Origin of the sequence: Pseudomonas sp. NFACC42-2 (assembly GCF_900116055.1) — a bacterium.
GTDB lineage: Bacteria > Pseudomonadota > Gammaproteobacteria > Pseudomonadales > Pseudomonadaceae > Aquipseudomonas > Aquipseudomonas marginalis.
In genome coordinates, this window is sequence record NZ_FOZO01000001.1 from 693489 (window position 1) to 719137 (window position 25649).

The window sequence follows — 25649 nt, forward strand, 5'->3', positions numbered from 1 at the left end:
CCTCACAGTTGCTCCGGCAAACGAAAGGTGCGCCAGTTCGCCATCTGAAAAGGACCAGGGTTGCGATGGCTGTTGAGCAGGAAGGTGGCACGCGTGCCAGCGAGCTCAGCCTTGAGCAGCCGAGAACCCCGGCCACTCCCAGGCTCACTTTGCATCAGCTCGAAAAACCGGAACAACGACCAGGGACCAGCGTTTTTTTCCATGCCCAGCGGCCGTTCCGCCCCCCGCTCCAGCACCAGGCTGCTACGGCCATCGGCCGCCTCGCCTGGCCACTGGAAAACCATGGGCACGATCGGGCCATGACGGTATTCAAGGTGTTGATCACCAATGCTCAGGATCGCTCGGCTGACCGCCTGGTCCAGGCTATAGGGCGCCAGCGTGAAGCGAACCGCCCACTCACCCTGGTCCTCAGTGAAAAACCCCTGGCGAATCACCTGGGCCTTCGTCAGCTGTTCCAGCAATGAGCGCGACAGCGCCAGGCTACGGCCATCCAGGCCGCGTAGACGATAGCGACCGGACTCGGCACTGACAAAGGCCCGCAGGTAGCTTTCATAAAAGCGCGCCATGCCACCCCGCGGCTTGAAAAAGTCCTGGAAATCGCCAAGGGCAACATCACTCTCGGACCGTGGGTTGAATGGGTACCGACGCTGGATCGCCTTGGCGTAAAAGCCATAGACCTCACTTTGGTAACGCTGATTTATATACACATAAGCATCATCGAGCAGCAGCCGCCAACTGTCATCGGCAATGCCTTCGAACCATCCCTTGACCGGCAACGGCAGGCGCCCGGCAGCATCCCGCAGATTCCCCAGCAATGGCTGCTGCCCTTCCATTCGTTGCCTGGCCATCATGAATGCCGCCTGCCCTGGGGTAGCTTCGCGGTTAAGGGCCGCCAGTTGCAGATGCCATTCGTCGAGCAGCCGCAACGCCTGCGTCAGTTCAGCTCCAGGGTTCTGATCCGCATCCAGCAATTGGTGCAGGTGCTCGAACCGACGCTGCAGTGCACGCCGGGCAGAATCAGGCTTTGCCTGCCCATGCAACGGGCTGGACAACATGCTGAAAGCGCTGGTCCCGAGCTCGCCGACGGGCGGGCTCAAGGCCTCAAGGGGATCGTTGGTCGACAGCAGGCGTGTGTTTTCCCGAACCTGTCGCAACAGCTGCACCAACGGCGACTGCGCTGACGCCAGGCTGGCAAGCCCGTCAGCATGCTGGCTCAGGCTGTCACTTTCCTGCAGGCGCACCTGGCCAATGGCTTGGCTCCAGGTGTCGGCGTACTCACTGAAATAACGTTGCTCGAGCTCCAGCATCAACTGGCGCAAATCCAGGCTGCTGAGGTCTGCGTCCTCCCCAAGTACCCAGTTGTCCTGAGCAATGGCATTCACCAGCCGAGAGCCCTGCCTTTCGAAATACTGCACATACCGCCGGGTATAGAAGCCGGGGATGGGCTGCTCGACCGCTGAGAACCCCCTCCCCTCGGCCAGGCGCAAGGGCTCAAGGTCACGCGCCTGGTCACGCAGCGCCCGATAGACCACGCCCGCCAACGATTCGCCGCGCAGTTCCTGGCGGGCCTCGGCGACCAGCTCAACGTTCAAGGGCATCGCGAAGGGGCGCTCAAGCAGCCGTGCAAAATGTGCATTCAATCGTTTCTGCACCGAAGCATCACCGGCATAGCGCACAGCCCAATGAACGGCCACGCGTTGCGCCAGCCAAACCTTATCGCGACGCTCGCGAAGACTGAGCATCAGGTAAGCCCGCAGGATGTCCAAAAGCCCCTCGCGGTCGCCAAGGCTGGCCCGTAACTGTTCTTCAAGCATCGTAGATACCAGCGGCAACAACTGCTGGTGCAGCAAGTCTTCATAGGCACTGACCAACAGTGGCCGACTCGCCTCCCCTTGATACAAGCCGCCCCGCTCCACCGCACGAGCCTCCGCCAACGCTGGAAACACTTGGGTCGCGGCCAGGCGATCGTCCAGCAGACGCAGGAGCACCAGGGTATCGTCCAGACCGGGTGAGGCAGGCGGCTGTGGCTTGAGCAGTTGCGCCAGTTGCACCAGCCGCTGGTGATTGATCGAATAACTGTGTGCCCACAGCCACCCCGCCGCGACAATGACCACGGAGGCGGCCAACGCCAGCAACCCTTGGTGTCGACGGATACGCTGTCGTTCCGGAGTCTGCAGCCCGGCGAGATTGGCCTCGGCAAAAATCACCCGGTTGAACAGGCCCTGGACGAAGTAGGAACGCCTGTCGGCAGTCTGCGCACTCGTCAGGTAAAAGCCACGCAATCCGTTAATACGCTGAAAGCGATGAGAGGAGAACGCAGACTCCACAAACAGGCACAAACGTTCACCGATTTGCGCAGCCTGCCGAGGAAAATCGAGCATCAGCCCGCGACGTTCGATATCGCGTTCCTGATGCAAACGCGCAATCAGCTCTGCTCCAAGGCGTTGCAGAAACGCCTCGAACGCTTCGCGAACCTGGGTGATCGCGGTACCGGCCGGACCTGTTGCCACGGGTTCTCCGAGCAGGGCTTCGGCGCCGTCGCCCTGGGACGCATCAAAGAATTCGACAAAGCCCGGCAACCGGTCAGCCTGGGTCAATACCAGATAGATCGGCACATCCACATGCAGCATCTGCTGTACGTCCTGCAACCGGGTGTGCACGTGGCGCGCATGCAGGTCCAGGTCGCGATCAGTGCTGCCAAGCAGCGTCTCCACCGCCAGCGTCACCACCACGCCATTGAGCGGGCGAACCCTGCGCCGCAATCTGAGCTGGTCCAGAAACGTCGCCCAGCCGGCCCCATCCACGGCACTGTCGGGTTGGGCCAGGTAGCGCCCTGCGCTCTCGACAAGGACAGCTTCGTCGGCGAGATACCAATCAAAATACTGAGTTGCGCCCGGCGTCATCGCCTGCTCCCGATCAAGGGCGAACTGCGATCCGCAGGCGGCCAGCAGACGGGTTCTGCCGCTGCCCTGCTGGCCGATCAACAGATACCACGGCAAGTCGTTGCGCCAACGCTCATTGCGCTCGCCATAACGACGGGAGGTTTTCAGTGTGTGCAACGCCTCCTTGAAACGCCCCCGCACCTGCCTCCGCTCTTCGTCAATCAACCCCTTGCCTTGATGGCGCTCCTGGTGCTCGTGCCGATTCAATCGTGCGGTACGGCGTGGGTCGACCATGACCATCGCTAACCCCCACAGCAGGAATAACCCGCTTATGGTCAACAGACGAGCCGGAGCGCCCTGCCAGAACCGGTGGTCGTCCACCGCCAGCAATGGCCCGAAAAACCACACCAGCAACGCGCTGGCAAACACCACAAACAGGCTCCAGACCCACGTCTTGCGCAGCGCCGTGCCCACGCCCTTGAAGAATGCGTTCATTCATAGCTCCCAGCGTTACAACGGCGACCGTGTCTGATCCGACGCCAAAGATTGAACAGGTTGCAGCACCGCCAGGCGTTCATTGCCCAATGCCCAGGCAAAGCCCAGGTACATGGCCAGTAAACAGGCGAGCGTGAAGACGACGACCCCGGCAGGAGAAAAGATGCGCAGCCCGGCACCGGGTGCCTGTGCTGCGGCAGCGGGCACAGGCATCGGCGGGCGCTCACCGCGCACATGCCGGATCTGTCGATACAAGCCATCGCGTACCGCTTCCAACTGCGGCCCGCCCCGCTCCATGACGCGGTATTTGCCTTCAAACCCCAGTGACAGGCACAGGTACATCAACTCCAGCATTGCCAGGTGCTTGACGGGGTCGCGGGATAAACGCTCCAGCAGTTGGAAGAATTTTTCGCCACCGAAGGTTTCGTTGTGAAAGCGGCTCAACAGGCTGGATTTCGACCAGTCACTGCGACTGCCCCACGGGGTAGTGACCACGGCTTCGTCAATAACGCTGCACAGCACATAGCGCGCCGACATGACCTGCCTGTCCTCTGCACCCTGGTGCAAGGCATACGCTTCAAACGCGGTGATCCCCGACGACAACCGATCATTGAGGGCCTGCAAGCTTTCCCGACCGGAACTGCGCTTGAGTCGAACGACCTGCGACAGGAGTTCCCAGGCGGCGACCACCAGGATGTTGGGCCCGATCTTGAAACTCTGTGCCCCTTGCAGGCTGGCGGTGTAGATCATCCGGTCTTCCAACCGTTCGAAGCGCGGTGGCGATGGGAAGTCCGTCACCGGCGCCCCTGCGGGCGCGCGACCATCGAGGTCAAGCAGGATAGTTTTTTCGTCCTGCGGGTATTCACTGTCCATTGTCATGGCATTCAGTTCCTGATGGCCCAGAAATTGAGTTTGAGTTCGGCAAACTCGCCACTGGCGTGGAAGGCAAAACCGCCCGATTGCTCCAGCTGCGTGATATCACGGGCACTGAGTTCGAGCATGAAATAGGTCTTGCCGGCATGGAACGGGATCTGTCGGGGAGCCACCGGCAGTGGCTTGACCTTGATGCCGGCCAGATGCAGATTGACCAGCTCGCGGATGCGCTCCACGGAGCCGATTTTCAAGTGCGCCGGAAGGCGGTGGCGCAGCTCCTCCGAATCGCACTGGGCAGTTGCCGCCAGAATGAATGTTGCGCTACCCAGCAGTTTGAGATCACTCACCGGACAGACCAGCACACCATACTGTCGAGGCTCCAATGGGAGCTCAGTGGCGTGCTGCTCCAGCACCAACGACAGCACGGTGCGAATGCCTTCCATCAACCCGCGAAAACTCGCCCCCTGCTCACCATGCTGGTAACGAGTCTCCAGTTGCGCGCGTTTGTTGTCGGTGGCGAACGTCGACAACTCACCGAGGATCGACAACAACTGCCGGTACAACACCTCCGGACGTACCTGGCTCTGACTCAGGAAGTGACGCAACACCAGCTCGGTTCGATTGATCAGCTGCAGCATCAGGAAATCGCCCACCTGGGCCGCCTCCGACCCGCTACCTCCCCGGATCCTCGCGGCAATCGCATCGCCTCGGGTGGCCAGCAGACTCAGCACTTCCTTGATACATGACGCGACATAGCCTGAGCCCTGCACATAGATAAACGCCGGTACGAAATCCGCGTCCAGCCGCACGCCGCCCTCCGGAGTCGAATCCAGTACCCGGGCAACCTGGAGTTTCACCTGCAACGTGTCACTGGTTTGCTCCCCTAACAGCAATCGCAGGTCCGGGCGTGCGCAGTTGATCCGGCAACGGGAATCAAAGCCAGCGTTCGAATCAGTGATCTCCGCTTCGCAGCTTACGTAGCGCGCCAGCACATCACTGTGCTCCTGCTGGCGCACTTCCACCTGATTGCCGATGGCCAACGGCAACGCCAGGTAAATGGCTTGCCCACTGGTGTGGGCAGGAACCTGCAACACCAGTGGCTCCATCACGCTGCTCAGCTCGAACAAGCTGCCATCGGGAAATACACCGCTGGCCTGGTTGACGACCAGCTTCCCCAGATTGAGGTACTGCATATCGACATCAAGGGTCAGGAACCCCCAACCATCAATGCCCAGCAAACGGGTACGGTTGAGTTGCTGGTGGTAGTAACGGTCGTTGTGCTGCAAGTGTTGGGGGCGCAGCAGCATGCCCTCCTGCCACACGACTTTATGAACCTGCATGTCTATCCTCCAACCTCCGGGCTTGAGGGGTAACGACGCGAACCCCGGACTCGTCGAGCATCAGCTCGACACGCGTCAGGCGCTGCCGGGCGACGGGCAGCACAAGCCGCCATTGCACATGGGGCAGGTCCCGATAGGCAGCCAGCACCCCGACATAACGGCTCTGTGGTTCGACACTGAGCTTCAGCGCCAACCGCTCACCGGGCCGCAGCTCCAACTCCTCGCTGTTGACCCAGTCCTTGGGCAGCGCCTGCTCTGCGCGGCTATAGAGGGTGAAGAAATCAGCGTTTTCGAACGCCACCGGGTGCCGCAGCTCCAGCAGGCGCACCACGATGGGAGACGGGCGACCGTGAAGATCGCGGTTGACGCTCTCGCTGGCGCTCAACACCAGGTCCAGCTTGGTCAGGGTTGAATACGGTGACACGCTGGCACACCCGGTCAACAGGCCGAGTACAAGCAGCATTGACAGAACGGCAGCTCGATACATGACAATCATCCCGGATAAGCCGCATGCAGTGTGGCGACCAGGCGCACCTGCTCGGCGTAGGTTTTGGAAAATTCGTTACGCAACAGCTGCTCGCCCAAGGGTTGCTCGTCGATAAGGTGTCGGTAATGGCGCTGGTAGGCCCGCCAGTGGGCTCCATCGGTAGAGAACCTGGCCGGCATGTCCTGGCGCTCGAAGCACAGCAACAGATGGCTTGGTGCAAATGCCTCCACAGCGCCACGTATTGCAGCACGGCAAGCCACGACCAAGGCCAACTGGTGGATTTGCATTTCCCGGAATGCCTGGGCGACCGCTACCTCTGCAGGCAGCGGGCCCGGCTCACCGAGGCCCAACAGTGAGGCCAGGGCAGACGGGGTATCGGTGCAATCCTTCAAGGGGTTGTGACTCTTAATGGCAGGCACGGTCCAACCGAGGTTCAACTCGCCGTTCAGCTCATCGCGAGTACGCAGACTCTGCTGCAGCCCTTCGATGGTTTGCCTGAACAGGCCAGCCACCTTGATCGCCAGGGCTTCGCATGCCTGGGTATCGAGCGTATCCAGGGGCACGCCCATCGCCTCCGCGAACTGCGACCAGAATGGAGCACGACTGGCTGCAGTCACCTGGGCGGGTTGAGTCGAGGCCTCTTCCGTTACTGGCTCGGCCCATCTCGGCACGATCAGGTGATCCCGCTCCAGGGGGCAGTGGGACAGTGCGCAGGCCGCCCTCGCAGCCGAGAGTTTCAGCGCATCCGGATCCCCGGATGAGCTGCCATGCACCTGCTCGCTATCGAGTGCTCGCAAGGGGTCAAGCACCAAAAACGCGTCATCCGGAATCGTATCGTTGCCGAAAAACACCTGCCGGCCATTTTGTCTCCCGGGCGCCACCAGTCGTGCACGGATATCCACTGGCCCCAGTTGGTAGACATCACCCTCGCTGATCAGTCGTGCCTGCCCTTTGCACAAACGCTCCGCGCTGCCCGAAACGCCAATGCCATTGCTGCTGATGTCGGTGAAAAAATACTGGCCATCCCGGTAGCTGACCAGGCCATGATGACTGGAGAGCAAGCGACTCGCGTCGGGGATGACCCAGTCACAGCCGATCCCGCGGCCGATCACGCCGCCGGCGCCGTCGAATGTCTTACAGGATGCAGGCTCACCGCTTCCGGTATTGCACACCTCTAACACTAGTTGCATGACAAGACTCCGCTGTTCAATCGCTGCGACGTGTCGCCTGGGGGTCACCCAGCGGACGGTAGTCAGCGTCATCAAAAACGTAATTGGCGTTGCAGCCGCTCAACAGGCACAGGACAAGCCCCAAGGCTTTCCAAGTACGAAGTGGCATCAGGTATCTCCAATGAAAGTAAGGCCGGCGGCGAAGAGTGGAATCCATACGTGCACCATTCAGCATCCCCCTCGGACATCGCCGCCAGGGATGTTCAAGCGTGCAAGGCGGTAAAGCAGGGTGCGGCGCGCGAGCCCCAACTCGCGTGCCGTACGGGTCCGGTTGCCACGGTTCTTGTGCAGGCAGTCGATCAGGAATACCCGTTCAACCCCCTCCAGGCGCTGGCGCAACGTCGCGCCGACAGCAATAGTGGTCGGCCCGGACGCCAGGCCCAGGTGTGCAGGCAGCACCACTGCGTCGTCACACAGCAGTACCGCGCGCTCCACCAGGCATTTGAGTTCACGGACATTCCCGGGAAAAGGGTGGCACGAGAGTTGATCCAAGGCCGCAGCAGACCATTCCACCGGTGCGAGCCCCAGTGCCGCGCAGGCCGATTGCGAGAACTGTCGCGCCAACAGCAGCACATCTGCGTCGCGCTCGCGCAAGGCCGGCAATTCGATCGGGAACTGCGCCAGTCGGTAGTACAGGTCCTCGCGAAAACTGCCCTCCGCCACCATTGCAGCCAGATCACGGTGGGTCGCTGCGATAATTCGCACATCGACCTTATGGGCCGCATCGGCTCCCAACGGGCGAACCTCGCCTTCCTGCAACACCCGCAGCAGCTTGGCCTGGAGTGACAGCGGCATATCGCCGATTTCGTCGAGGAGCAACGTGCCGCCATCGGCGGCGTCAAATAGCCCCGCATGGTTACGTTCGGCGCCTGTAAAGGCGCCCCTGCGATAACCGAATAGCTCGCTCTCCAGCAGCCCCTCGGGAAAGGCCGCACAGTTCTGCACCACAAAGGCTTTGCTACTGCGCGACCCGGCAGCATGGATGGCCCGTGCCACCACCTCCTTGCCGGTTCCGGTCTCCCCGCGCAGCAGCACTGTGCAGGGCGCATTCAGTACCTTGCCGATCAGCCGGTAGGTTTCGTCCATGGCTGCGCTGTTGCCGATCAACCCATACGTCATACGCGCCGAGGGTAGGCAAGGCCTGGCCTGGGAGCCGTTGTGCGGAGGACGCACACGTCGCAACAGCGCCAGTTGACTCAAGGCGAAGCTTGCCAGTTGGCTTAACGAGGGTCCGTAGTCCTGGAGCAGTTTCGGCCGCTGGCTGGCGCACAGCAATAGACCGGCAACGGCCTTGTGGCGACCGAACAGCGGCAGGCATATCAACGAGTGCCAGGGCGTAGCTGTCGCGGGTAGAAAACCGCTTTCGTACACACTATCGACCAGGTTCTCCACGCTCAGGATACTGGGATGGCCGAGCACGTCACGCAACAGCTGGTGATGCTGAAAGTCAGCGCCGCAAGCACCCGCGCCGACGGGCAATGCGCCAGGCAAATGCTGGGCAATCAAGGCAAGCCGACCCGTGACCTCGTCCCGCCAATATAACTGGCCGAGTTCGCATTCACTCAGTTGCGCAGCCGCTGCAACACACAGGCCTGGCAACGTCGTCTCGTCACCCTCGACTCCCATTCGGGTGAACCATGCCAACAACGTCTCCGCGTAGACCAGGGGCTGGGGTAAAGGAGCAAGCACGCCGTTCATCATTGACTGAACTCACAGATCGGCAGCCCGTCACCATCCAGGCAGGCGTGGGCTCGCGACAGCGGCTCACCCGTCGCCACCGCCCCAAGCAGTCGATCGACCATCTGCGGCAACAGGTGGATCTCGATCCATTGGTCGATGTACCGCGCTCCGCTGTCGTTATGGGCGCACCGTTCAGCCATATGCGTGACCAGTTCGGTCGTATAGCTCAAGGCCAGCTTGCGTGACTGCAACCTTCGCCCAAGACGGTCGAGCTTGAGTCTTGCCAGGTCATGCAACACAGCGCCCATCAACGGGTAATAGGGCACGACTCGCATCCGGGCGAGCAGTGCCGGTTTGAAATAGTCGCGCAGCAGAGGGTGAATCGCGTCCTGCAGCACCTGCGGGCCAGGTCGTCGGCCGCCTGCACATAAGTCGATAATGCAATCGCTGCCCAGGTTGGAAGTCATCAGGATCAGCGTATTGCGAAAATCGATTTCCCGGCCTTCGCCATCATTGACCAGCCCCTTGTCGAAGATCTGATAGAACAGGTTCAACACCTCCGGGTCGGCCTTTTCGACTTCGTCGAGCAGCACCACCGAATAGGGGCGCCGGCGCACGGCTTCCGTCAGCACTCCGCCCTCTCCATAGCCGACATAACCGGGAGGTGCGCCAATCAGCCGAGACAGGGCGTGTTTTTCCTGAAACTCCGACATGTTGAGGGTGGTGACAAAACGCTCGCCGCCATAGAGCAAATCACCCAGGGCCAAGGCCGTTTCGGTCTTGCCCACACCACTTGGGCCTACCAGCAGAAACACACCGACCGGCGCATCGGCCTTGTTCAGTCCGGCAGCCACCGCGCGCAGGTTGCGGTCAAGCGCCTGTATGGCAGGTTCCTGGCCAAGAATGCGCGACCGCAGGGCATCGGCAACCCCCAGCACCGATGCACTGTGCTCAAGGGACAGTTGTTCAACCGGAATGCCCGTCCAGGTACTGATGACCTCTGCCACCAGGCGGGGGCATACGCGCACCGGCTCCTCCAGTGCGCGCTGTGCAAGCCAGCGCTGCTGCCGATGTTGACGTTCGCTCTCGACAGCCGCCAGGTGCAGGCCCAGCGCTTGCGCAGACTGCTCATCAACTGGCAGCCCCGCATCCCTGTCTCGATTCAGTGCCTCGCGCTGGCGCGAGCCTTCAGCCTGTTCGGTACACAGGCGTTCCAATGCCTCGGGCACCGTCAACTGGTTGATGCGCGCACGTGCGCAGGCGGTGTCCAGCACATCCACGGCCTTATCGGGCAACTGACGCCCTGCCAGGTAGCGGGCGCTCATTTGCGCCGCCGCGACGACGGCATCGTCACGTATATGCACGCCATGGCTGGATTCGTAGGCCGGGACCAGCCCGCGCAGGATCGAAGTCGCCTGTTCAACGCTGGGCTCGCCAACCAGCACAGGCTGGAAACGCCGCGCCAAGGCCGGGTCTTTCTCAAAGTATTTCTTGTATTCGCCCCAAGTCGTAGCCGCGACGGTCCGCAACTCACCGCGGGCCAGGGCCGGCTTGAGCAGGTTGGCGGCATCGCCGGCCCCCGCCCCCACCAGGGTATGCGCTTCATCGATAAACAGAATCACCGGTGTCGGCGCGGCATTCACCTCGTCAATCACGCCGTTGAGACGCCGCTCGAACTCGCCCTTGATGCTGGCACCGGCTTGCAGCAGTGCGATGTCCAGGGTCAGCACACGCACACCCTTGAGTGGCTCCGGCACCTGCGAGCTGGCGATGCGCAGGGCAAGGCCTTCGACAACCGCGGTCTTGCCCACCCCGGCCTCGCCGACAAGGATCGGATTGTTCTTGCGCCGCCGCATAAGGATGTCGATCAGTTGGCGGATTTCACCCTCGCGACACAGCACCGGGTCGATACGCCCTTCCTGGGCCTGGCGTGTCAGATCATGGGTAAAGCGCGCCAGCAGTGACTCGCCGCCTGCTGCCGGGCAGATGTCAGGCCCCTGGTCCAGCACAAATCCGTGTATACGCTGTGCATCCAAACCGCTCAACAACGCATGATAGCCGGTACCCGCGTGCTGCAGCGGGTGACGCAACAACGCCAGTAACAGTGCACCGTGGTCCACGACGCTCTGGCGCAACTCCAGATGGGCAACCATCAACGCCTGTTGTAACCACTGCACGAGGGCCGGGGCGAACACCGGATTACGCGTGGCACTTGCCTGCCCCTTGGGTTGCAACATTGCTTGCAGCGTCTGCGCCGCGATCCCGGCGTCGGCCAAGGCTCGTATCAAAAGTCCCCTGGGACGTTCCAGCTGGGTCAGTAGCAGGTCTTCCACCAGGACCTCCCTGCCACCTCGCGTCACGCAACGTTCGGCCGAGCGCTCCAGGTCCTGACGGACTGCGGGCGTCAATGTCAGGATCAGCTGTTGCAGGTCTACATTCATCATGATCATTGTTCCCTAGTGAGCATTGCTGGCCACGATGACCGCACCATCGGCGCACTCGTGTGCCAGCCAAGTGGTCCACCCCAGCCTGCAGACATTGTGTTCACCCACATGCAACGGCCTGATCGCCTCCTTGGCCAGCACCAGCCGCAGGTCATGCTCCAGCGGGTCTCGTGCAGCCAGTCGCACCAACGAACACAGCAGTGGATACTCCGACCCCGTCGGCAAGAAACCATGGAAGCGCTGCCAATCCAGATCCTGTATATGCACCCGGAACTTACCGTTGCAGTCGGTGATCCGGCTTCCCAATACCTGGTCGAAGCCCAACAGGCTGTTGGCACAGCCAAGCTGGTTCAACTGCGGGGGAGCAATGGCAACCGTGCGTTCCACCCATTGCTCTATAAACACGCGCTCATGCCCGAAGTAGTAGCGCAGCACTGTCTCGATCACCGCCGCCGAGTGCGCCCGCAGGCCAAGCAATCCCAGGTAGGGCAACAGTCGCTTGCAGTCCAACTGCGCAGCGGTACGCATGCGCTGGCCCCTCAACCCGATCAACGCAAACATCTGCTCGGAAAAAGCATCACGCGCCTGCGCCTGGAAACACGCCTGGTAGCGGTATTTGCGCCAGATCGGCAGCATCAGCCGTTGCAGACGATGGTGAAACAGGTCCAGGAAGTCTCGGGTCGTGTGGCCGCCCGTTCCGTCGGCGCACGCCTGCTCACCGTAAAAGGCCGGCAAAGGTGAGCCTGCGCCGCAGAGGCCCAGGACATTGAGGCGAAGACGCGCGCGCAATTGATCGTGTTCAACAAAAAACTCCAACCGGTCAATATCGTGACCGGGAAAACCAAGACCCGGGTTGGCCTGAAACTCCAACCTGTCATAGAGCGCGTTGTCATCCAGTAGCGGATGGGCATCGCGCAAGCGCTTGATCACCTGCGAAATCGCCTGGAACAGCGAATATTCACGGATGGCACGGCACAGTTGCTTCAAAGCAGGGGCTGCTGCCCCATCTGAGGTGGCCATAGGTACACATCTCCTTGTGTGCTGGTGACACGCAGTTCGTGGTAGGCATTAAGGCTGGCATAAAGCGCGAAGAACTCGTTGAGCACCGAGGCGAACAAAAACGCTTCGCCCACCCCCAGGAAACCTTGGGAATCAATGCTCAGGTCGACCCGCAACCCGCGAAGCGGCATGCCCCGGTGCAAGCGGTCGACGGCCGTATGGCTGATGGAACGCAAGGCTCCCAGCCTTCTCTGGCTGACCTTTTTCGCTTGCAGATCGTGGTAACGCGGCACGTCATAGGTTTCGAGGATCACCTTCAAGACATTGATGTCGCTCAGTGACAAATAGTTGAGCGACATGTTGCTGATAAGTCGCCAGAGAAAGTCCTGGTCCAGGGGCGGTGCGAAACTCACAGTCGGCGCGCAGATATTGCGAAATGACAAGCCCTCCGGTGTCTGCTCACAGGGCTGATTGATCTCCCCTGCCTGCAATTGCCGAGGCAGGTTGTGATTGGTGCATGTCAGCTCGATCGACAGCGTTTCCTGGGTATGCCCCCGCCCGTTTCCGAACCCCAGCCAGGTATCGAGCCCGGCATGATGCGCCGAAGCACGCTGACGAATGCTGTAGCTGGTGGGCGCTGCCGATGCATCGATAACGCCGTCGTGCTCAAAGGATTCAAACGGTACGTACGCCTGATACCCCAGCCCGCCAGGGCGCCAGCCCGTGACCTTGTCGACGGAAAATACACAGGCGTTTGCGCGCGCGTATTCCCCAGGAATCAGCAGGTATTCGTCCTGCTTGCCGTCCAGGCGAATCGGCACCGCATCATGTTTGAACAGGTTGACGATGGGCGTGCAGTACAGCCTCACGTTGTCCAGCGTGGGGCATCCGGTTGCCTGGCACCGGGTGCGTAACTTGAAGCACAGCCTGACGCTGCAGATTTGCTTGAGTACGTCCTGGGGCAACCGCTGCAACGCATCCAGGCCAAGCACATCGACGAACAGGTACTTTTCAGGAAAGGCGAAGTACTCCTGCAGATGGCGGTATCCACGAAAGGTATTCTGCGGATAAGGCATCAGCGCATGCTCCTCCGCGAACCCCACCGGACTGACCTGATCGCCACCCAATCGCAACAGCAGGGGCTGGCCATCAGCCCCGCTGACCGCAAGCCCATCACCGCCCAATGGCAGCAACTCGATACCCTCAACCTCGCGCAACAGGCTCAGGTACAACGCTTGACTGATGTAGCGGTCTCCCGACAAATGCAGGCGCAATTGATCGAACGCACATTCGCTGAAATTGCCTTCGCCGCCCATGTCCAGGCGCAGGCTCAGCAACGCCTGCTCTCCCTGGACGCAGTACTCCAGCGCGCTCAGTTGCAACGGCAAGATGCAGGTGGCGTAGCAGGTTCGAAAACGACAGCGCTCACCATTGACCGCAGCGCTTTCGACCGGTGTATCCCGTGCAACCATCACACCGGGCCCCGCATGTTTCAACGGATCGAACTGCAGGATACTGAACGCCGGTATGGGCCGCATGTAGTTGGGCCACAGAAGATGCATCAAGGAATGAGTCAGCTCAGGCAACTCGTCATCCAGCTTCTGGCGCAGGCGACCGGTGAGGAAAGCAAAGCCTTCCAGCAGTCTTTCCACATCCGGATCCTGACCGGCCTCCCCTAAAAAGGGCGCGAGAGCAGGATTGCGCTCGGAAAAGCGCCGCCCGAGCTGTCGCAACGCACTGAGTTCGCTCTGGTAATAGTGATTAAAGGACATCAGGCAAGACCTCAACCTGTCCAGCATCCTGCAGGCGCGCGGTGAACACCACGGGCTGCGTCACACCGTCGACGCAGAGCGTGGCGTCAATGGCAAACGCCAGCGCCAGAGGATCGTCACCACAAGGCAACGCCCTCACGTGCGTATCCTTCAAGCGGGGCTCATAGGCCCGGATAAACCGCTCGATCAACAAGCGCGACTGGCTCAATGACTCATGCAGACTCTGACTCATGTCATTGAGATCCGGCATACCGTAATCCTCCAGTGTCTGCACACTGCCAGCGCGGATGCTGAGCATCTTTCCCAGATGAGCTGCGACGGACGTCACGGCACATGATGATTTTGCGGCCGGACTTTCAAGTCGCTCGAAGAGGCTTTGGTTACGCGTCATCCCTTGGCCCCTGCTCATTCTTTGTCGAGCTTGCCAACCAGGGACAGGGTGAAATCCGCCCCCATGTATTTGAAGTGCGGTCGCACACTCAGGCTGACGCGGTACCAGCCAGGCTCGCCCTCGACGTCACTGACGACGATACGTGCCGCCCGCAATGGCCGCCGCCCACGCACTTCGGCACTGGGGTTTTCCTGGTCTGCCACGTACTGGCGAATCCACTTGTTGAGCTCCAGCTCCAGGTCAGTACGCTCCTTCCACGAGCCCAGTTGCTCCCGCTGCAGGACCTTGAGGTAATGGGCCAGGCGGTTGACCACCATCATGTAGGGCAACTGGGTGCCCAGATGGTAATTCAGCTCGGCCTCCTTGCCCTCGGCACTGATACCGAAGCGCTTGGGCTTTTGTACTGAGCTGGCGGAAAAAAACGCGGCGTTGTCACTGCCCTTGCGCATCGTCAAGGCAATGAAACCCTCTTGCGCCAGTTCGTATTCGCGACGGTCGGATACCAGTACTTCAGTGGGAATCTTGGTTTCGATTTCGCCCATGCTGTGGAAGTGATGCAAGGGTAAGTCTTCCACTGCGCCGCCGCTTTGCGGACCGATAATGTTCGGGCACCAACGAAACCGCGCAAAACTGTCGGTCAATCGTGTGGCAAAGGCGTAGGCGGTATTACCCCAAAGGTAGTGCTCGTGGCTGTTCACCACGGTTTCCCGGTAGGCGAAGGTCTTGACCGGACATTCAAGGGGATCGTAAGGCGTGCGCAGCAGGAATCGCGGCACCGTCAGCCCGATGTAACGGGCATCTTCGCTCTGGCGAAAGCTATGCCATTTGGCGAACTGCGGACCTTCGAAGTGATCCCTGAGATCCTTCAAGTCAGGCAGATCGGTGAAGCTTTCCAAGCCGAAAAAAGTCGGCCCGGCGGCCGCGATAAACGGTGCATGGGCCATGCAGGCGACCTTGGAAGCGTATTGCATCAGCTTCACATCGGGGGCGCTGGGGGAAAGAAAGAAGTCAGCGATGATTGCGCCCACAGGTTGACCGCCGAACTGACCGTACTCCGCACTGTAGACGTGCTTATAGAGCCCGGACTGGGTCACCTCGGGTGAGTCTTCGAAGTCATCCAGCAGGTCTTGCCGAGAGACATTCAGCAGTTCGATCTTGATGTTTTCCCTAAAGTTGGTGCGCTCGACCAACAATTGCAGGCCTTTCCATGAGGATTCCAGGGCCTGGAAACGCGGGTGGTGCAAAATCTCATCCATTTGCCGACCGAGCTTCTCGTCAATCTCGGCAATCATGCGGTCAACCAGGTGTTTCTTGACCGGTTCCCCGCTGTTCTGCGGCTTGATCAGCTCTTCGATAAATGCCGAGACGCCACGCCTGGCTATGCCGTAGGCCTCGTCATCCGCACTCAACAGAGTCTGGGCGATGATGTTGTCGAGAATGCTGTGCTCGTCAGTGATGTGTACAGGTATCGAGGTGTGTTGAGTCGTCATGGCGCCAGTGTCCTTTTACTGAAAAATGTCAGGCGGTCCGGCCGCTCAGGCCCAGCTCCGCCAATACCCGGGCACGGGATTCGTCGTCGGCCAGGGCCTGTTCGATGGCTTTGCGAAAGCTTGGCGTGTTGCCCAGTGGTCCCTTGAGCGCCATCAGCGCCTCACGCAGGGCCATCAGCTTGTGCAACTCGGGGATCTGCTCCACCAGGTTCGCCGGGTTGAAATCCCTCATCGAATTGATTCGTAACTGGATGGCCAGGTCTTCGACCTCGGCGCCGTCCTGGAGGCGATTGGGGACATTCAGCGTCAGGCTCAGCGCCTGTTTGGCCAACACCTCATCGAGGGTGTTCTGGTTGAGGGCGATGGGCTTGCGATCTTCAAGCTTGCGCAGGTCCTCACGCTGGGTGAAGTCCCCCAGCACGAGGAGTTTCAACGGAAGCTCGACTTCTTCCCGCGCACCGCCGACGGAGGGTTTGAAGGTGATATTGATACGTTCCTTGGGTGCTACCGAACCTTCTTTGGCCATGGTAAATCTCCTTTTCAAGCGGCTCGTAAGCCTATTCAAGTACCGCTTCCAGATCGAAGAGGCACAGCCTGCGGTGGGTGTCTTCCTTGCGCTCGCGCACGGCATGGTTTTGTGGCATCAGGTCGCAGCAGCGGTGCAAGAGACGCGTCACTTGAAACGCCAGCTCCGGCTCCCAGTGTTGCAGGCCCGAGCGCTGCAGCTCGAGGTCCAGTTGTTCGAGCTGGATCTTCGCCAACTCATGTTTGCCCGCGTGTGCACACAAGCGCGCCAGGGCCAACCGCCAATAAAAGCGGGCACGATCGCTGCGAGCGGCATGCAGGCCTTGATTGAGCTCATGTACCGCGGCTTTGAGCCCATCCTTGCGCAGCCGCGGCAGCACAAGCTGCAAGGCGATCTCCCAGGGCTCGGCATCGACCGCTACGCGGCGCGCCTCAGGGGTTTGCAGGTGATGGGAAACATGCAGTGCGATCCAGTCGCGAGTGGCGCCGTCGGCAAAAGGCGCACCCCCTTGAAAACGAAACGCCGGCAAGTCCGGCAATCGTTGCAACAACAGGGCGAAACTCACTTCCAACTCGCTCATGGCCAGTTCCGCCTGCTGGGATTCCAGGCATTGCCAGAGCATGTACAGCCCGTCGAACCAGAACATCGCACCTGAGAGGCCGGCCTCAAGTTCAGGCAGCAGCTCGGCGTGATGGCCTTGGGCAAAACGTTGCTGGTAGTACTTGAGTCTGTCAGGGGCAGGCCCGCACAACGCGGTGACTCGCTCACCGTTGGCATCCGGATAGCGGACGATGGACAGCCAGGCCAGCGTTCGACTCAGGTGCAAGGCCCGAAGGTCGGCAGCGTCCTGGCGTAACCACCAGGCACACAACGGACGAGCCTGTTCCTGCAAGGCAAACAGCAAGTCATGCGCGTCTTTTTCGTTATTTACCGTCGATTTGGCCGTTGACGATGGCGTAGCAGCGGGTTGCACTTGCGCAACGACGGCGTTCAACCCGGCGATGGGGGGATGGCCTTGCGCAGCAAGCGCCAACCGCTGCTCCAATTGCCTGCGAATCGGCAGCAACAGCGGCGCGTCGCCTCCCAAATGTGCAGTCCAGAGTTCATCAAGGCGCGTGAGGTGTTCAAGCATGGACTGGAATAGGAGTTGCTGGTCCTGAACCGACAGGTCTTGGACAAGCAGCGTCTCAAGGCGCAGGACCAGCCAGCCGAACGCTGCGCCGCGGGTGCGCAGCTTTCCAGGGTATACCGCCGACCAATGGTGCTCACACAGATGGCGCAGCAACCCGAGGCCAGCCAGCAGTCCGGCAAAGGACTCGCAGTGATAAAGCGCCCAGGTCAGCCAGACGGCCACGCGCAGATCCTTGGACTGCTCACGCAACAGGCATTCGCTGATTTCCAGGAGCTTTTGCCAGTCCGGCTGGCCAGCGCCATGCATGGACTGCATCTTTGCCAGTTCGGACTCCAGGGTTTCATATTCATTTGAATAGCGTATATCACTGCCGGCAAAGTTCGCTGGCAAACAGGGCTGCCGGGCAAGCTCGAGGTAATAAGCGCAGAGTTTTTCTGAATGGACCATTTAGGAGCGCACTCGACTATCCAAGGCACGAGGGACAAACTAAGTGCATTTAACTTTCACACCAGATTGCCATGAACCCTTCGCTTGAACCGCCGCGAAGTTCGTAAACCTTAGCCACGACAATAACATCCAGCAAGCAACAGACTCACACTTAAGACATTTCCTACACACCCCGTAAACCAAGGCATATGCAGACTTTTGCGCAGCTACAGAGATGGATTTCACCTAACCCCAGCGGAAAACCAACTACTAAGAGACGTAGCAACATGAGCAACTAAATGCGCACTTATGCGCAAACACTTTCCGTAAAACAGCCAAAAAAACCATAACACCCGTTTAAACCCAACGCCTATATCCACAGCATGCCAAGTCCGTATTGGTTCCCACACTTTCCGGCACGCTTCTTGTAATAGCCACATTCCCAACCGGTACGATTAACCGTTGGAACTACCTCATCAATCAGACAAGGAAACCCGTCATGCCAACACCCGCGTATCTTTCCGTCACTGGCTCCAAGCAAGGCTTGATTACGGCAGGCACATTTACCAAGGACTCGGTGGGCAATATTTACCAGGAAGGCCATGAAGACCAGATTCTGGTCCAGGCCTTCTCCCATCAGGTGATTGTTCCACGCGACCCGCAGTCCGGCCAGCCGACGGGCCAGAGGGTCCATAAGCCGCTGATGATCAGCAAGGTCTTCGATAAGTCATCGCCCTTGCTGTTCAGCGCCTTGACCAGCGGTGAAGACGTCACCTGCCGACTCGAGTGGTTCCGTACGTCGCCAGCCGGTACCCAAGAGCACTACTTCACGATTGAACTGGAGAGGGCGAAGATCGTGGACATACAGTCACGCATGCCCCACTGCCAGGACCCGGACAATGCCCATTTCACTCACCTGGAGGATGTGCACTTCACCTATGGCAAGATCGTGTGGACCCACGAAGTGTCCGGCACATCCGGGTCCGATGACTGGCGCAGCCCGGTAGCGGGTTAGGTCGGACCTGAGCAGGAACAGGTGCCAGGGACGGCACCGTTTCTGCCAGGCAACTACACCATCGCCAAGGGATGCTTGCGCCTGGGTGCGCCGAACACCCGATCGATGGCATCCAGGTCGTGCTCATCGAGCACCACCTTGGCGGCGGCCGCATTGAGCCGTACATGCTCCGGGGTGACCGCCTTGGGAATGGCGATCACACCGTCCTGGCGCAGCACCCAGGCCAGGGCAACCTGGGCGGGCGTGACCTCGTGGCGGCGGGCGATCTGCTTGAGGGTCTGGCTGGACAGCAACGCCCCACCCTGGGCAATCGGGCAGTACGCCATCAGCGGCAAATGGTGTTGTTGCCACCAGGGCAACAGGTCGAATTCGATCCCGCGCTCTTCGATGTTGTACAGCACCTGATTGGTCGCGCAGGCCGGGGATGCGAGCTCCTGCAGGTCGGCCACATCGAAATTGGAGACACCCCAGCGGCCGATCTTGCCGGCCTCACGCAGGCGCTCGAACGCTTCGACGGTTTCTTCAAGGGGGTACTGGCCACGCCAATGCAGCAGATACAGATCAATGTAGTCCGTGCCCAGGCGCCGGAGGCTGGCTTCACAGGCACGGGGCACGCCTTTTTGGCTGGCGTTGTGCGGGTAGACCTTGCTCACCAGGAACACCTGGTCGCGCCTGCCGCTGATGGCTTCGCCAACGATTTCTTCTGCCCCGCCCTCGCCATACATCTCGGCGGTGTCGATGAGGGTCATGCCCTCGTCGATCCCCAGTTGCAATGCCGCGACTTCGGCGCGGCGCCGGTCCGGGTCTTCGCCCATGCGCCAGGTTCCCTGGCCGATGACAGGGACGGGAACGCCCGCCAGATCAATGGTGCGCATGACAACCTCCTGATGAGTTCGCGGATTAACAGTGTGGCATTGACCGGACAAAAGGGTTCAATCGAAGTATGGTTGCCCTTTGCCAAGTCGCCAGGAAGGACCTGCAATGCTGTTTGTCGTGATGCTCGGGGGCAAGCACCCACGAGCAAGAATTGAAGTGCACGATGTGGTGTTCGCCGTAGCGGACACACTGGAAGGCACCTACCCGCAATTGCGCGAGGGCTGGTTTGGCAGCCCCAAGGGTGTGCATATTGATTCGTGGATGGCGGTGGATGGCGTCGACGGCTGGAAGGTCGAACTCAGCCACCTGGCCCCCGCTGCCGACGCCCATCACCTGTACTTCATCAACCTTGGCGGTTATGAAGCCAACAGCTTTGGCGAAGCCCACCACTACCTGCTGGTGGTCGCCCGCAACAAACGGGAGGCGACCAGCAAGGGCAAGCAACAGGTGCTGCGCCACTGGTCCCAGGCCCACACCGATGGCGTGATGGATATCGACGACTGCCTGCCCATCGACCTGGTGGACGGCCGCTACCTGCACCTGGTGCAAGGCGCCCATCGGCCGATCATTCAGCAGAACGACTATATCGTCCTGAATTGATGGGGGGCTTATTCGACCTGACATCAGATGACTCCGGCAACGTCAGACGTAACACTGCTTTTGCTGTTGCTGTTGCTGTTGCTGTTGCTGTTGCTGTTGCTGTTGCTGTTGCTGTGGCTCTTGATCTCAGGCGCCCCGTCAAACACGCTGGCCGAACGCAGGCTTGAATCCGTGGGTAACCCGGCAGGACGCCGGGTTAGCCGTCCTGGGCCAGGGATGGCCCATGACGGCGGCCCACGGATTCAAGCCTGCGTTCGGGCACACCGAGCCTAGGCGAGGTGCCGAGTGTTGGGGCGAGGACCTTTTGCTTACTTTTGGGTCCCTCCAAAAGTGAGCCGCTGTAAGAGCGGAACCATAGGTGGCCGTTACCGCAGCAACGGATATGTACTCGGTCTGATCCAACATCCTGGTCGGCTGTCAGGCCGCCATCGGGAGCAAGTCGAATCGTCGCACCGCCCCTCCCACATGTGATCTCTATGCATCAGGTAGATACCAGCCTGCTCTGGATCTCACTCCATCACGCCAATACCCAAGCTCAGCGCCCCAACCTGACCCCCAGCGGAACTTTGCCAGGAAATAACCGCCTGAATCCGGTACGCTCACCGTTTTTACTCAAGGAGTTAATCCCCATGGCCAAAGCCACCGCCCGTCACATCCTCGTTGCCACCGAAGACAAGTGCAACGAACTCAAGGCCCAAATCGAAGGCGGCGCCGATTTCGCAGAAATCGCCAAAGCCAACTCCAGCTGCCCATCCAGCCGCCAGGGCGGTGACTTGGGTTCGTTCGGTCCAGGCCAGATGGTCAAGGAATTCGACACCGTCGTCTTCAGCGCCCCGGTCAACACCGTGCAAGGCCCGGTGAAAACCCAGTTCGGCTACCACCTGCTGGAAGTCACCAGCCGCCAGGACTGATCCCGTCCGCGCTGCTGCTTGAAACAACGGCCCGCCTCTTGGTGGGCCGTTGTGCATGTGACGACTGGCGACGCTGATGCCGTTAGCGTACAAATCCTTATTCTTCTTCACCCGGCGTTCAAGGCTGACAATGCGATTGGCTTTTTCCAGACTGTTCAGTACCTCCCTGGCCCTGCTGCTGGCCAGCAGCGCCGTGATCGCGGCGCCCCAACCGTCCATGACCGTGTACGGCGAACCGGCCAAGTATCCCGCCGGTTTCAGCCATTTCGACTACGCCAACCCCAACGCCCCCAAGGGCGGCAGCCTGCGGCGCTCGGCGATTGAAATCGGACGTTTCGACCATGTGCTGCCGTATATCGACAAAGGCATCGGCGTCTCCCAGGTCGACGGCTGGCTGTATGCGCCCCTGGCCCTGCGTTCCCTGGATGAGCCCTATACGGTGTATGGCCTGGTGGCCGAGAAGATGGAACGCGCGGAGGACGGCCTGTCCCTGCGTTTCTTCCTCAACCCCAAGGCGCGCTTTGCCGATGGCAAGCCGATCACCGCCGAAGACGTGCGCTACAGCTTCAACCTGCTGATGACTCAAGGCAGCCTGCGCTTTCGCACGCTGTTCGCCGACGTCAAGCACGTCGAAGTCGAAGGCCCGCGCCAGGTCCGTTTTGATTTCTCCAGCAATGAAAACCGCACCCTGCCCCTGGATATCGCCACCCTGCCGGTGTTTCCCGAGCACTGGTGGAAAACCCGCGACTTCGCCAACGGCGGTGGCTACGAAGCCCCCCTGGGCAGCGGCCCGTACAAGGTCGGCAAGATCGACTCGGGCAGCACCATCACCTTTACCCGCGACCCCGACTGGTGGGGCAAGGACCTGCCCGTCAGCCGCGGCCTGTACAACTTCGATCACCTGAGCCTGGAGTACTTCGGCGACACCGAAGTGGCCCGCCAGGTACTGCGCGGTGGCGCCTACGACTTCAACCGTGAGTTTTCCGCCACCGGCTATTCCATCGGCTACAACGGCCCGGCCCTGGACGATGGCCGCCTGCAACGTGCGCACCTGGCCAAGGACATGCCGCAACCGGCCCAGGGTTATGTGTTCAATGTGCAAAAACCGATGTTCAAGGACCGTCGCGTACGCCAGGCCCTGGCGATGCTGTGGGACTTCGAATGGGCCAACCGGCAGATGATGCGCAACCTGTACATCCGCCAGCAAAGCTACTTCTCCAATAGCCCGTTGGCCGCCACCCAACTGCCCACCCCGGAAGAACTGGCGATTCTCGAACCCTTGCGCGGGCAGATTCCCGACGAGGTATTCACCCAGGTGTTCAAGGCCCCGGTCACCGATGGCAGCGGCATGATCCGCGACAAACAGTTGCAAGCCCTGGCCCTGCTGGAAGAAGCCGGCTGGAAGCCAGACGGCGACAAACTGGTCAACGCCGAGGGCGAGCCGCTGGAATTCACCTTCCTCAATGCCCAGAACGGCCTGGAACGCCTGCTGTTGCCGTACAAACGCAACCTCGCACAGATCGGCATTACCTTGAACATCCGCCGCATCGACTCTTCGCAATACGTCAACCGCCTGATGGCCCGCGACTACGACATGATCGTCACCGGCTTCCCGGTCACCACCTCGCCCGGCATGGAGCTGTACAACTACTTCGGCTCGACCGCCGCATTCGATCCGGGCGCCAACAACTACATGGTGCTCAAGGACCCGGCCGTCGACAGCCTGATCAAGGGCCTGGTCAAGGCCGACACCCAGGCGCAGATGCTCACCTATGCCCATGCCCTGGATCGGGTGCTGCAATGGAATTACCTGTGGATCCCCAATTACTACCCCCCCGGCACCTCCGCCGCGTGGTGGAACCGCTTCGGCCGTCCGGCCATCGAGGCCAGGAATGATGAAGCCCTGGAAACCTGGTGGGAAATCAGCCCTACCCCGCTGACCAATGAACAAATGAATGCCGAGTTGAAAAAACGCGCAGGAGCTCGCTGATGTTTGCCTATATCGTGCGGCGCCTGCTGCTGATCATCCCGACGCTGGTGATCATCCTGCTGGTCAACTTCGTGATCGTCCAGGCCGCACCCGGCGGGCCGGTGGAGCAAGCCATCGCTCACCTGCAAGGCATCGGCGGCGGCGCGGTCGGCGGCTCATCCGGCGACGGTGTCAGCAGCGGCTCCCGTGCCAGCCGTGGCCTGGACCCGAAACTGATCAAGGACATCGAAAAACAATACGGCTTCGACAAGCCCGCGCCGGAACGCCTGTGGCTGATGCTCAAGAGCTACGCCCAGCTGGATTTCGGCAACAGCTTCTTTCGCGGCGCCACCGTGATCGACCTGATCCTGGAAAAAATGCCGGTGACCATTTCCCTCGGCCTCTGGGCCACGCTGATCACCTACCTGGTGTCGATCCCCCTGGGCATTCGCAAGGCGGTGCGCCATGGCAGCAGCTTTGATGTGTGGAGCAGCACCGCCATTGTGATTGGCTACGCGATGCCGGCGTTCCTGTTCGCGATGTTCCTGATCGTGGTGTTCGCCGGAGGCACGTCATTGAACTGGTTTCCAGTGCGCGGGCTGGTCTCGGAAAACTTCGCCGAGCTGAGCACCGTGGGCAAGATCGCCGACTACTTCTGGCACCTGGTGCTGCCGGTCAGCGCACTGGTGATCGGCGGGTTCGCCACCCTGACCATCCTGACCAAAAACTCGTTCCTCAATGAAATCACGCGCCAGTACGTAGTGACTGCCCGCGCCAAGGGCTTGAGCGAACGACGGGTGCTGTACGGCCATGTGTTTCGCAACGCCATGCTGCTGGTGATCTCGGGGATTCCCCAGGCGTTTATCAGCGTGTTCTTCGCCGGATCACTGCTGATCGAAGTGATTTTTTCCCTCGATGGCCTCGGCCGCATGAGCTACGAAGCCGCCGTCTCCCGGGATTACCCGGTGGTGTTTGGCTCGCTGTTTATCTTTACGTTATTCGGGCTCTTGATAAAACTGATCGGCGACCTCTGCTACACCCTGGTGGACCCGCGTATCGACTTCGCCGCGAGGAACGCCTGATGCTTAACCTGTCTCCCGTGGCCCGTCGGCGTTTCGAGCGGTTCAAGAAAAACCGGCGCGGCTGGTGGTCGCTGTGGTTGTTTATCGGCCTGTTTATCCTGACCCTGGGCGGCGAGTTGATCGCCAATGACAAACCCTTGGTGCTCAGTTACAAGAACGAGCTGTATTTCCCCGTCTTCAAGCGCTACACCGAGCAGCAGTTCGGCGGGCAACTGCCGTTCCAGGCCGATTACCGCAGTGACTACGTGCAAAAGCTGATCAAGCAGGACGGCGGCTGGATGCTGTTCCCGCCCATCCCGTTCAGCGACGACACGCCCAACTACGAACTGACCCGCCCGGCCCCCAGCCCGCCCTCGACGGTGAACTGGCTGGGTACCGATGACCAGTCGCGGGATGTGCTGGCACGGGTGATCTTCGGCGCGCGGGTGTCGATTTTGTTTGCCCTGGCACTCACCGCGATCAGCGCCACCATCGGCATCGCCGCCGGGGCCTTGCAAGGCTATTACGGTGGCTGGGTGGATCTGCTCGGCCAACGCATCCTTGAAGTGTGGTCCGGGCTGCCGGTGCTGTACCTGCTGATCATCCTGTCGGGGTTTGTCGAGCCGAACTTCTGGTGGTTGCTGGGGATCATGGCGCTGTTTTCCTGGCTGGCCCTGGTGGATGTGGTGCGCGCCGAGTTCCTGCGCGGGCGCAACCTGGAGTACGTCAAGGCCGCGCGGGCCCTGGGCCTGGGCGACGGCAAGATCATTCGCCGGCATATCCTGCCCAACGCCATGACCGCCACCTTGAGCTACCTGCCGTTTATCCTCACCGGGGCGATTTCCACCCTGAGCGCCCTGGATTTCCTCGGTTTCGGCATGCCTGCGGGCAGTGCGTCACTGGGCGAGTTGATTGCCCAGGGCAAGCAGAACCTGCAAGCACCGTGGCTGGGCCTGACGGCGTTTTTCACCTTGGCGCTGATCCTGTCGCTGCTGGTCTTTATCGGCGAGGCATTGCGTGATGCCTTCGACCCACGCTCATGAGTGACTGC

General features: G+C 60.6%; 21 protein-coding genes. 6 read left to right on the plus strand and 15 right to left on the minus strand.

Annotated features, from left to right (window positions below; genetic code table 11):
• Positions 1-2 precede the first annotated feature (2 nt).
• The 14 genes from tssM to tssA are packed head-to-tail and all read right to left on the minus strand — an operon-like array spanning position 3 to position 18187.
• Positions 3-3377 (minus strand): type VI secretion system membrane subunit TssM, encoded by a 3375-nt coding sequence (gene tssM, locus BM416_RS03060; protein ID WP_092485246.1) that lies wholly within the window; start codon positions 3375-3377, stop codon positions 3-5.
• Positions 3378-3392: 15 nt separating this feature from the next.
• The gene (gene icmH, locus BM416_RS03065; RefSeq protein ID WP_092485249.1) at positions 3393-4256 is read right to left on the minus strand and encodes a type IVB secretion system protein IcmH/DotU; all 864 of its coding nucleotides are present in this window, start codon (positions 4254-4256) and stop codon (positions 3393-3395) included.
• Between the two features lie 5 nt (positions 4257-4261).
• Positions 4262-5590: a type VI secretion system baseplate subunit TssK gene (gene tssK / locus BM416_RS03070; protein ID WP_092485252.1), complete on the minus strand. Its 1329-nt coding sequence runs from the start codon at positions 5588-5590 to the stop codon at positions 4262-4264.
• Positions 5577-6077: a type VI secretion system lipoprotein TssJ gene (gene tssJ, locus BM416_RS03075; RefSeq protein WP_092485611.1), complete on the minus strand. Its 501-nt coding sequence runs from the start codon at positions 6075-6077 to the stop codon at positions 5577-5579. The genes tssK and tssJ overlap by 14 nt, the downstream gene beginning before the upstream one ends.
• A 5-nt stretch (positions 6078-6082) precedes the next feature.
• Positions 6083-7267 carry a type VI secretion system-associated FHA domain protein TagH gene (tagH, locus tag BM416_RS03080; protein WP_092485255.1) on the minus strand — a complete coding sequence of 395 codons (1185 nt, stop codon included), beginning with the start codon at positions 7265-7267 and terminating at the stop codon, positions 6083-6085.
• A gap of 16 nt (positions 7268-7283) precedes the next feature.
• Positions 7284-7415 (minus strand): type VI secretion protein, encoded by a 132-nt coding sequence (locus BM416_RS03085; protein ID WP_081797692.1) that lies wholly within the window; start codon positions 7413-7415, stop codon positions 7284-7286.
• 59 nt (positions 7416-7474) lie between these two features.
• A complete protein-coding gene (locus BM416_RS03090) occupies positions 7475-9007 on the minus strand; it encodes a sigma-54 interaction domain-containing protein (RefSeq protein ID WP_092485258.1) in 1533 nt (510 codons plus the stop codon).
• Complete coding sequence (locus BM416_RS03095; protein WP_092485261.1) at positions 9004-11430, minus strand: AAA family ATPase; 2427 nt, start codon at positions 11428-11430, stop codon at positions 9004-9006. The genes BM416_RS03090 and BM416_RS03095 overlap by 4 nt, the downstream gene beginning before the upstream one ends.
• A gap of 12 nt (positions 11431-11442) precedes the next feature.
• Positions 11443-12450: a type VI secretion system baseplate subunit TssG gene (gene tssG, locus BM416_RS03100; protein WP_092485264.1), complete on the minus strand. Its 1008-nt coding sequence runs from the start codon at positions 12448-12450 to the stop codon at positions 11443-11445.
• Positions 12414-14201: a type VI secretion system baseplate subunit TssF gene (tssF, locus tag BM416_RS03105; protein ID WP_092485267.1), complete on the minus strand. Its 1788-nt coding sequence runs from the start codon at positions 14199-14201 to the stop codon at positions 12414-12416. The genes tssG and tssF overlap by 37 nt, the downstream gene beginning before the upstream one ends.
• A complete protein-coding gene (tssE, locus tag BM416_RS03110; protein WP_092485270.1) occupies positions 14191-14592 on the minus strand; it encodes a type VI secretion system baseplate subunit TssE in 402 nt (133 codons plus the stop codon). The genes tssF and tssE overlap by 11 nt, the downstream gene beginning before the upstream one ends.
• 14 nt (positions 14593-14606) lie before the next feature.
• Positions 14607-16082 (minus strand): type VI secretion system contractile sheath large subunit, encoded by a 1476-nt coding sequence (gene tssC, locus BM416_RS03115; protein ID WP_092485273.1) that lies wholly within the window; start codon positions 16080-16082, stop codon positions 14607-14609.
• Positions 16083-16110: 28 nt separating this feature from the next.
• Positions 16111-16608, minus strand: coding sequence for a type VI secretion system contractile sheath small subunit (tssB, locus tag BM416_RS03120; RefSeq protein ID WP_092485276.1), 498 nt, complete (start codon positions 16606-16608; stop codon positions 16111-16113).
• A 31-nt stretch (positions 16609-16639) separates the two neighbouring features.
• Entirely contained in the window at positions 16640-18187 is a 1548-nt protein-coding gene (gene tssA / locus BM416_RS03125) for a type VI secretion system protein TssA (protein ID WP_092485279.1), read from the minus strand.
• A 478-nt stretch (positions 18188-18665) separates the two neighbouring features.
• On the opposite strand from tssA, the gene BM416_RS03130 reads away from it, so the two are divergent.
• Entirely contained in the window at positions 18666-19181 is a 516-nt protein-coding gene (locus BM416_RS03130; protein WP_065927152.1) for an Hcp family type VI secretion system effector, read from the plus strand.
• A 53-nt stretch (positions 19182-19234) separates the two neighbouring features.
• Here the strand turns inward: BM416_RS03130 and BM416_RS03135 are convergent, their stop codons facing one another.
• Positions 19235-20056: an aldo/keto reductase gene (locus tag BM416_RS03135; RefSeq protein ID WP_092485282.1), complete on the minus strand. Its 822-nt coding sequence runs from the start codon at positions 20054-20056 to the stop codon at positions 19235-19237.
• Positions 20057-20162: 106 nt separating this feature from the next.
• Between BM416_RS03135 and BM416_RS03140 the strand changes: the two genes are divergently transcribed.
• From BM416_RS03140 to BM416_RS03165, 5 genes are all read left to right on the plus strand, one after another.
• Positions 20163-20657, plus strand: coding sequence for a DUF1543 domain-containing protein (locus BM416_RS03140; protein WP_092485284.1), 495 nt, complete (start codon positions 20163-20165; stop codon positions 20655-20657).
• Between the two features lie 629 nt (positions 20658-21286).
• Positions 21287-21568, plus strand: a complete 282-nt coding sequence (locus BM416_RS03150) for a peptidylprolyl isomerase (RefSeq protein WP_044274278.1) — start codon at positions 21287-21289, stop codon at positions 21566-21568.
• Positions 21569-21698: 130 nt separating this feature from the next.
• Positions 21699-23558: an extracellular solute-binding protein gene (locus BM416_RS03155; protein ID WP_092485287.1), complete on the plus strand. Its 1860-nt coding sequence runs from the start codon at positions 21699-21701 to the stop codon at positions 23556-23558.
• Positions 23558-24619: a microcin C ABC transporter permease YejB gene (locus BM416_RS03160; RefSeq protein WP_027608619.1), complete on the plus strand. Its 1062-nt coding sequence runs from the start codon at positions 23558-23560 to the stop codon at positions 24617-24619. Before BM416_RS03155 ends, BM416_RS03160 begins: the two co-directional genes overlap by 1 nt.
• Positions 24619-25641, plus strand: coding sequence for an ABC transporter permease (locus tag BM416_RS03165; protein WP_175539029.1), 1023 nt, complete (start codon positions 24619-24621; stop codon positions 25639-25641). The genes BM416_RS03160 and BM416_RS03165 overlap by 1 nt, the downstream gene beginning before the upstream one ends.
• Positions 25642-25649 lie beyond the last annotated feature (8 nt).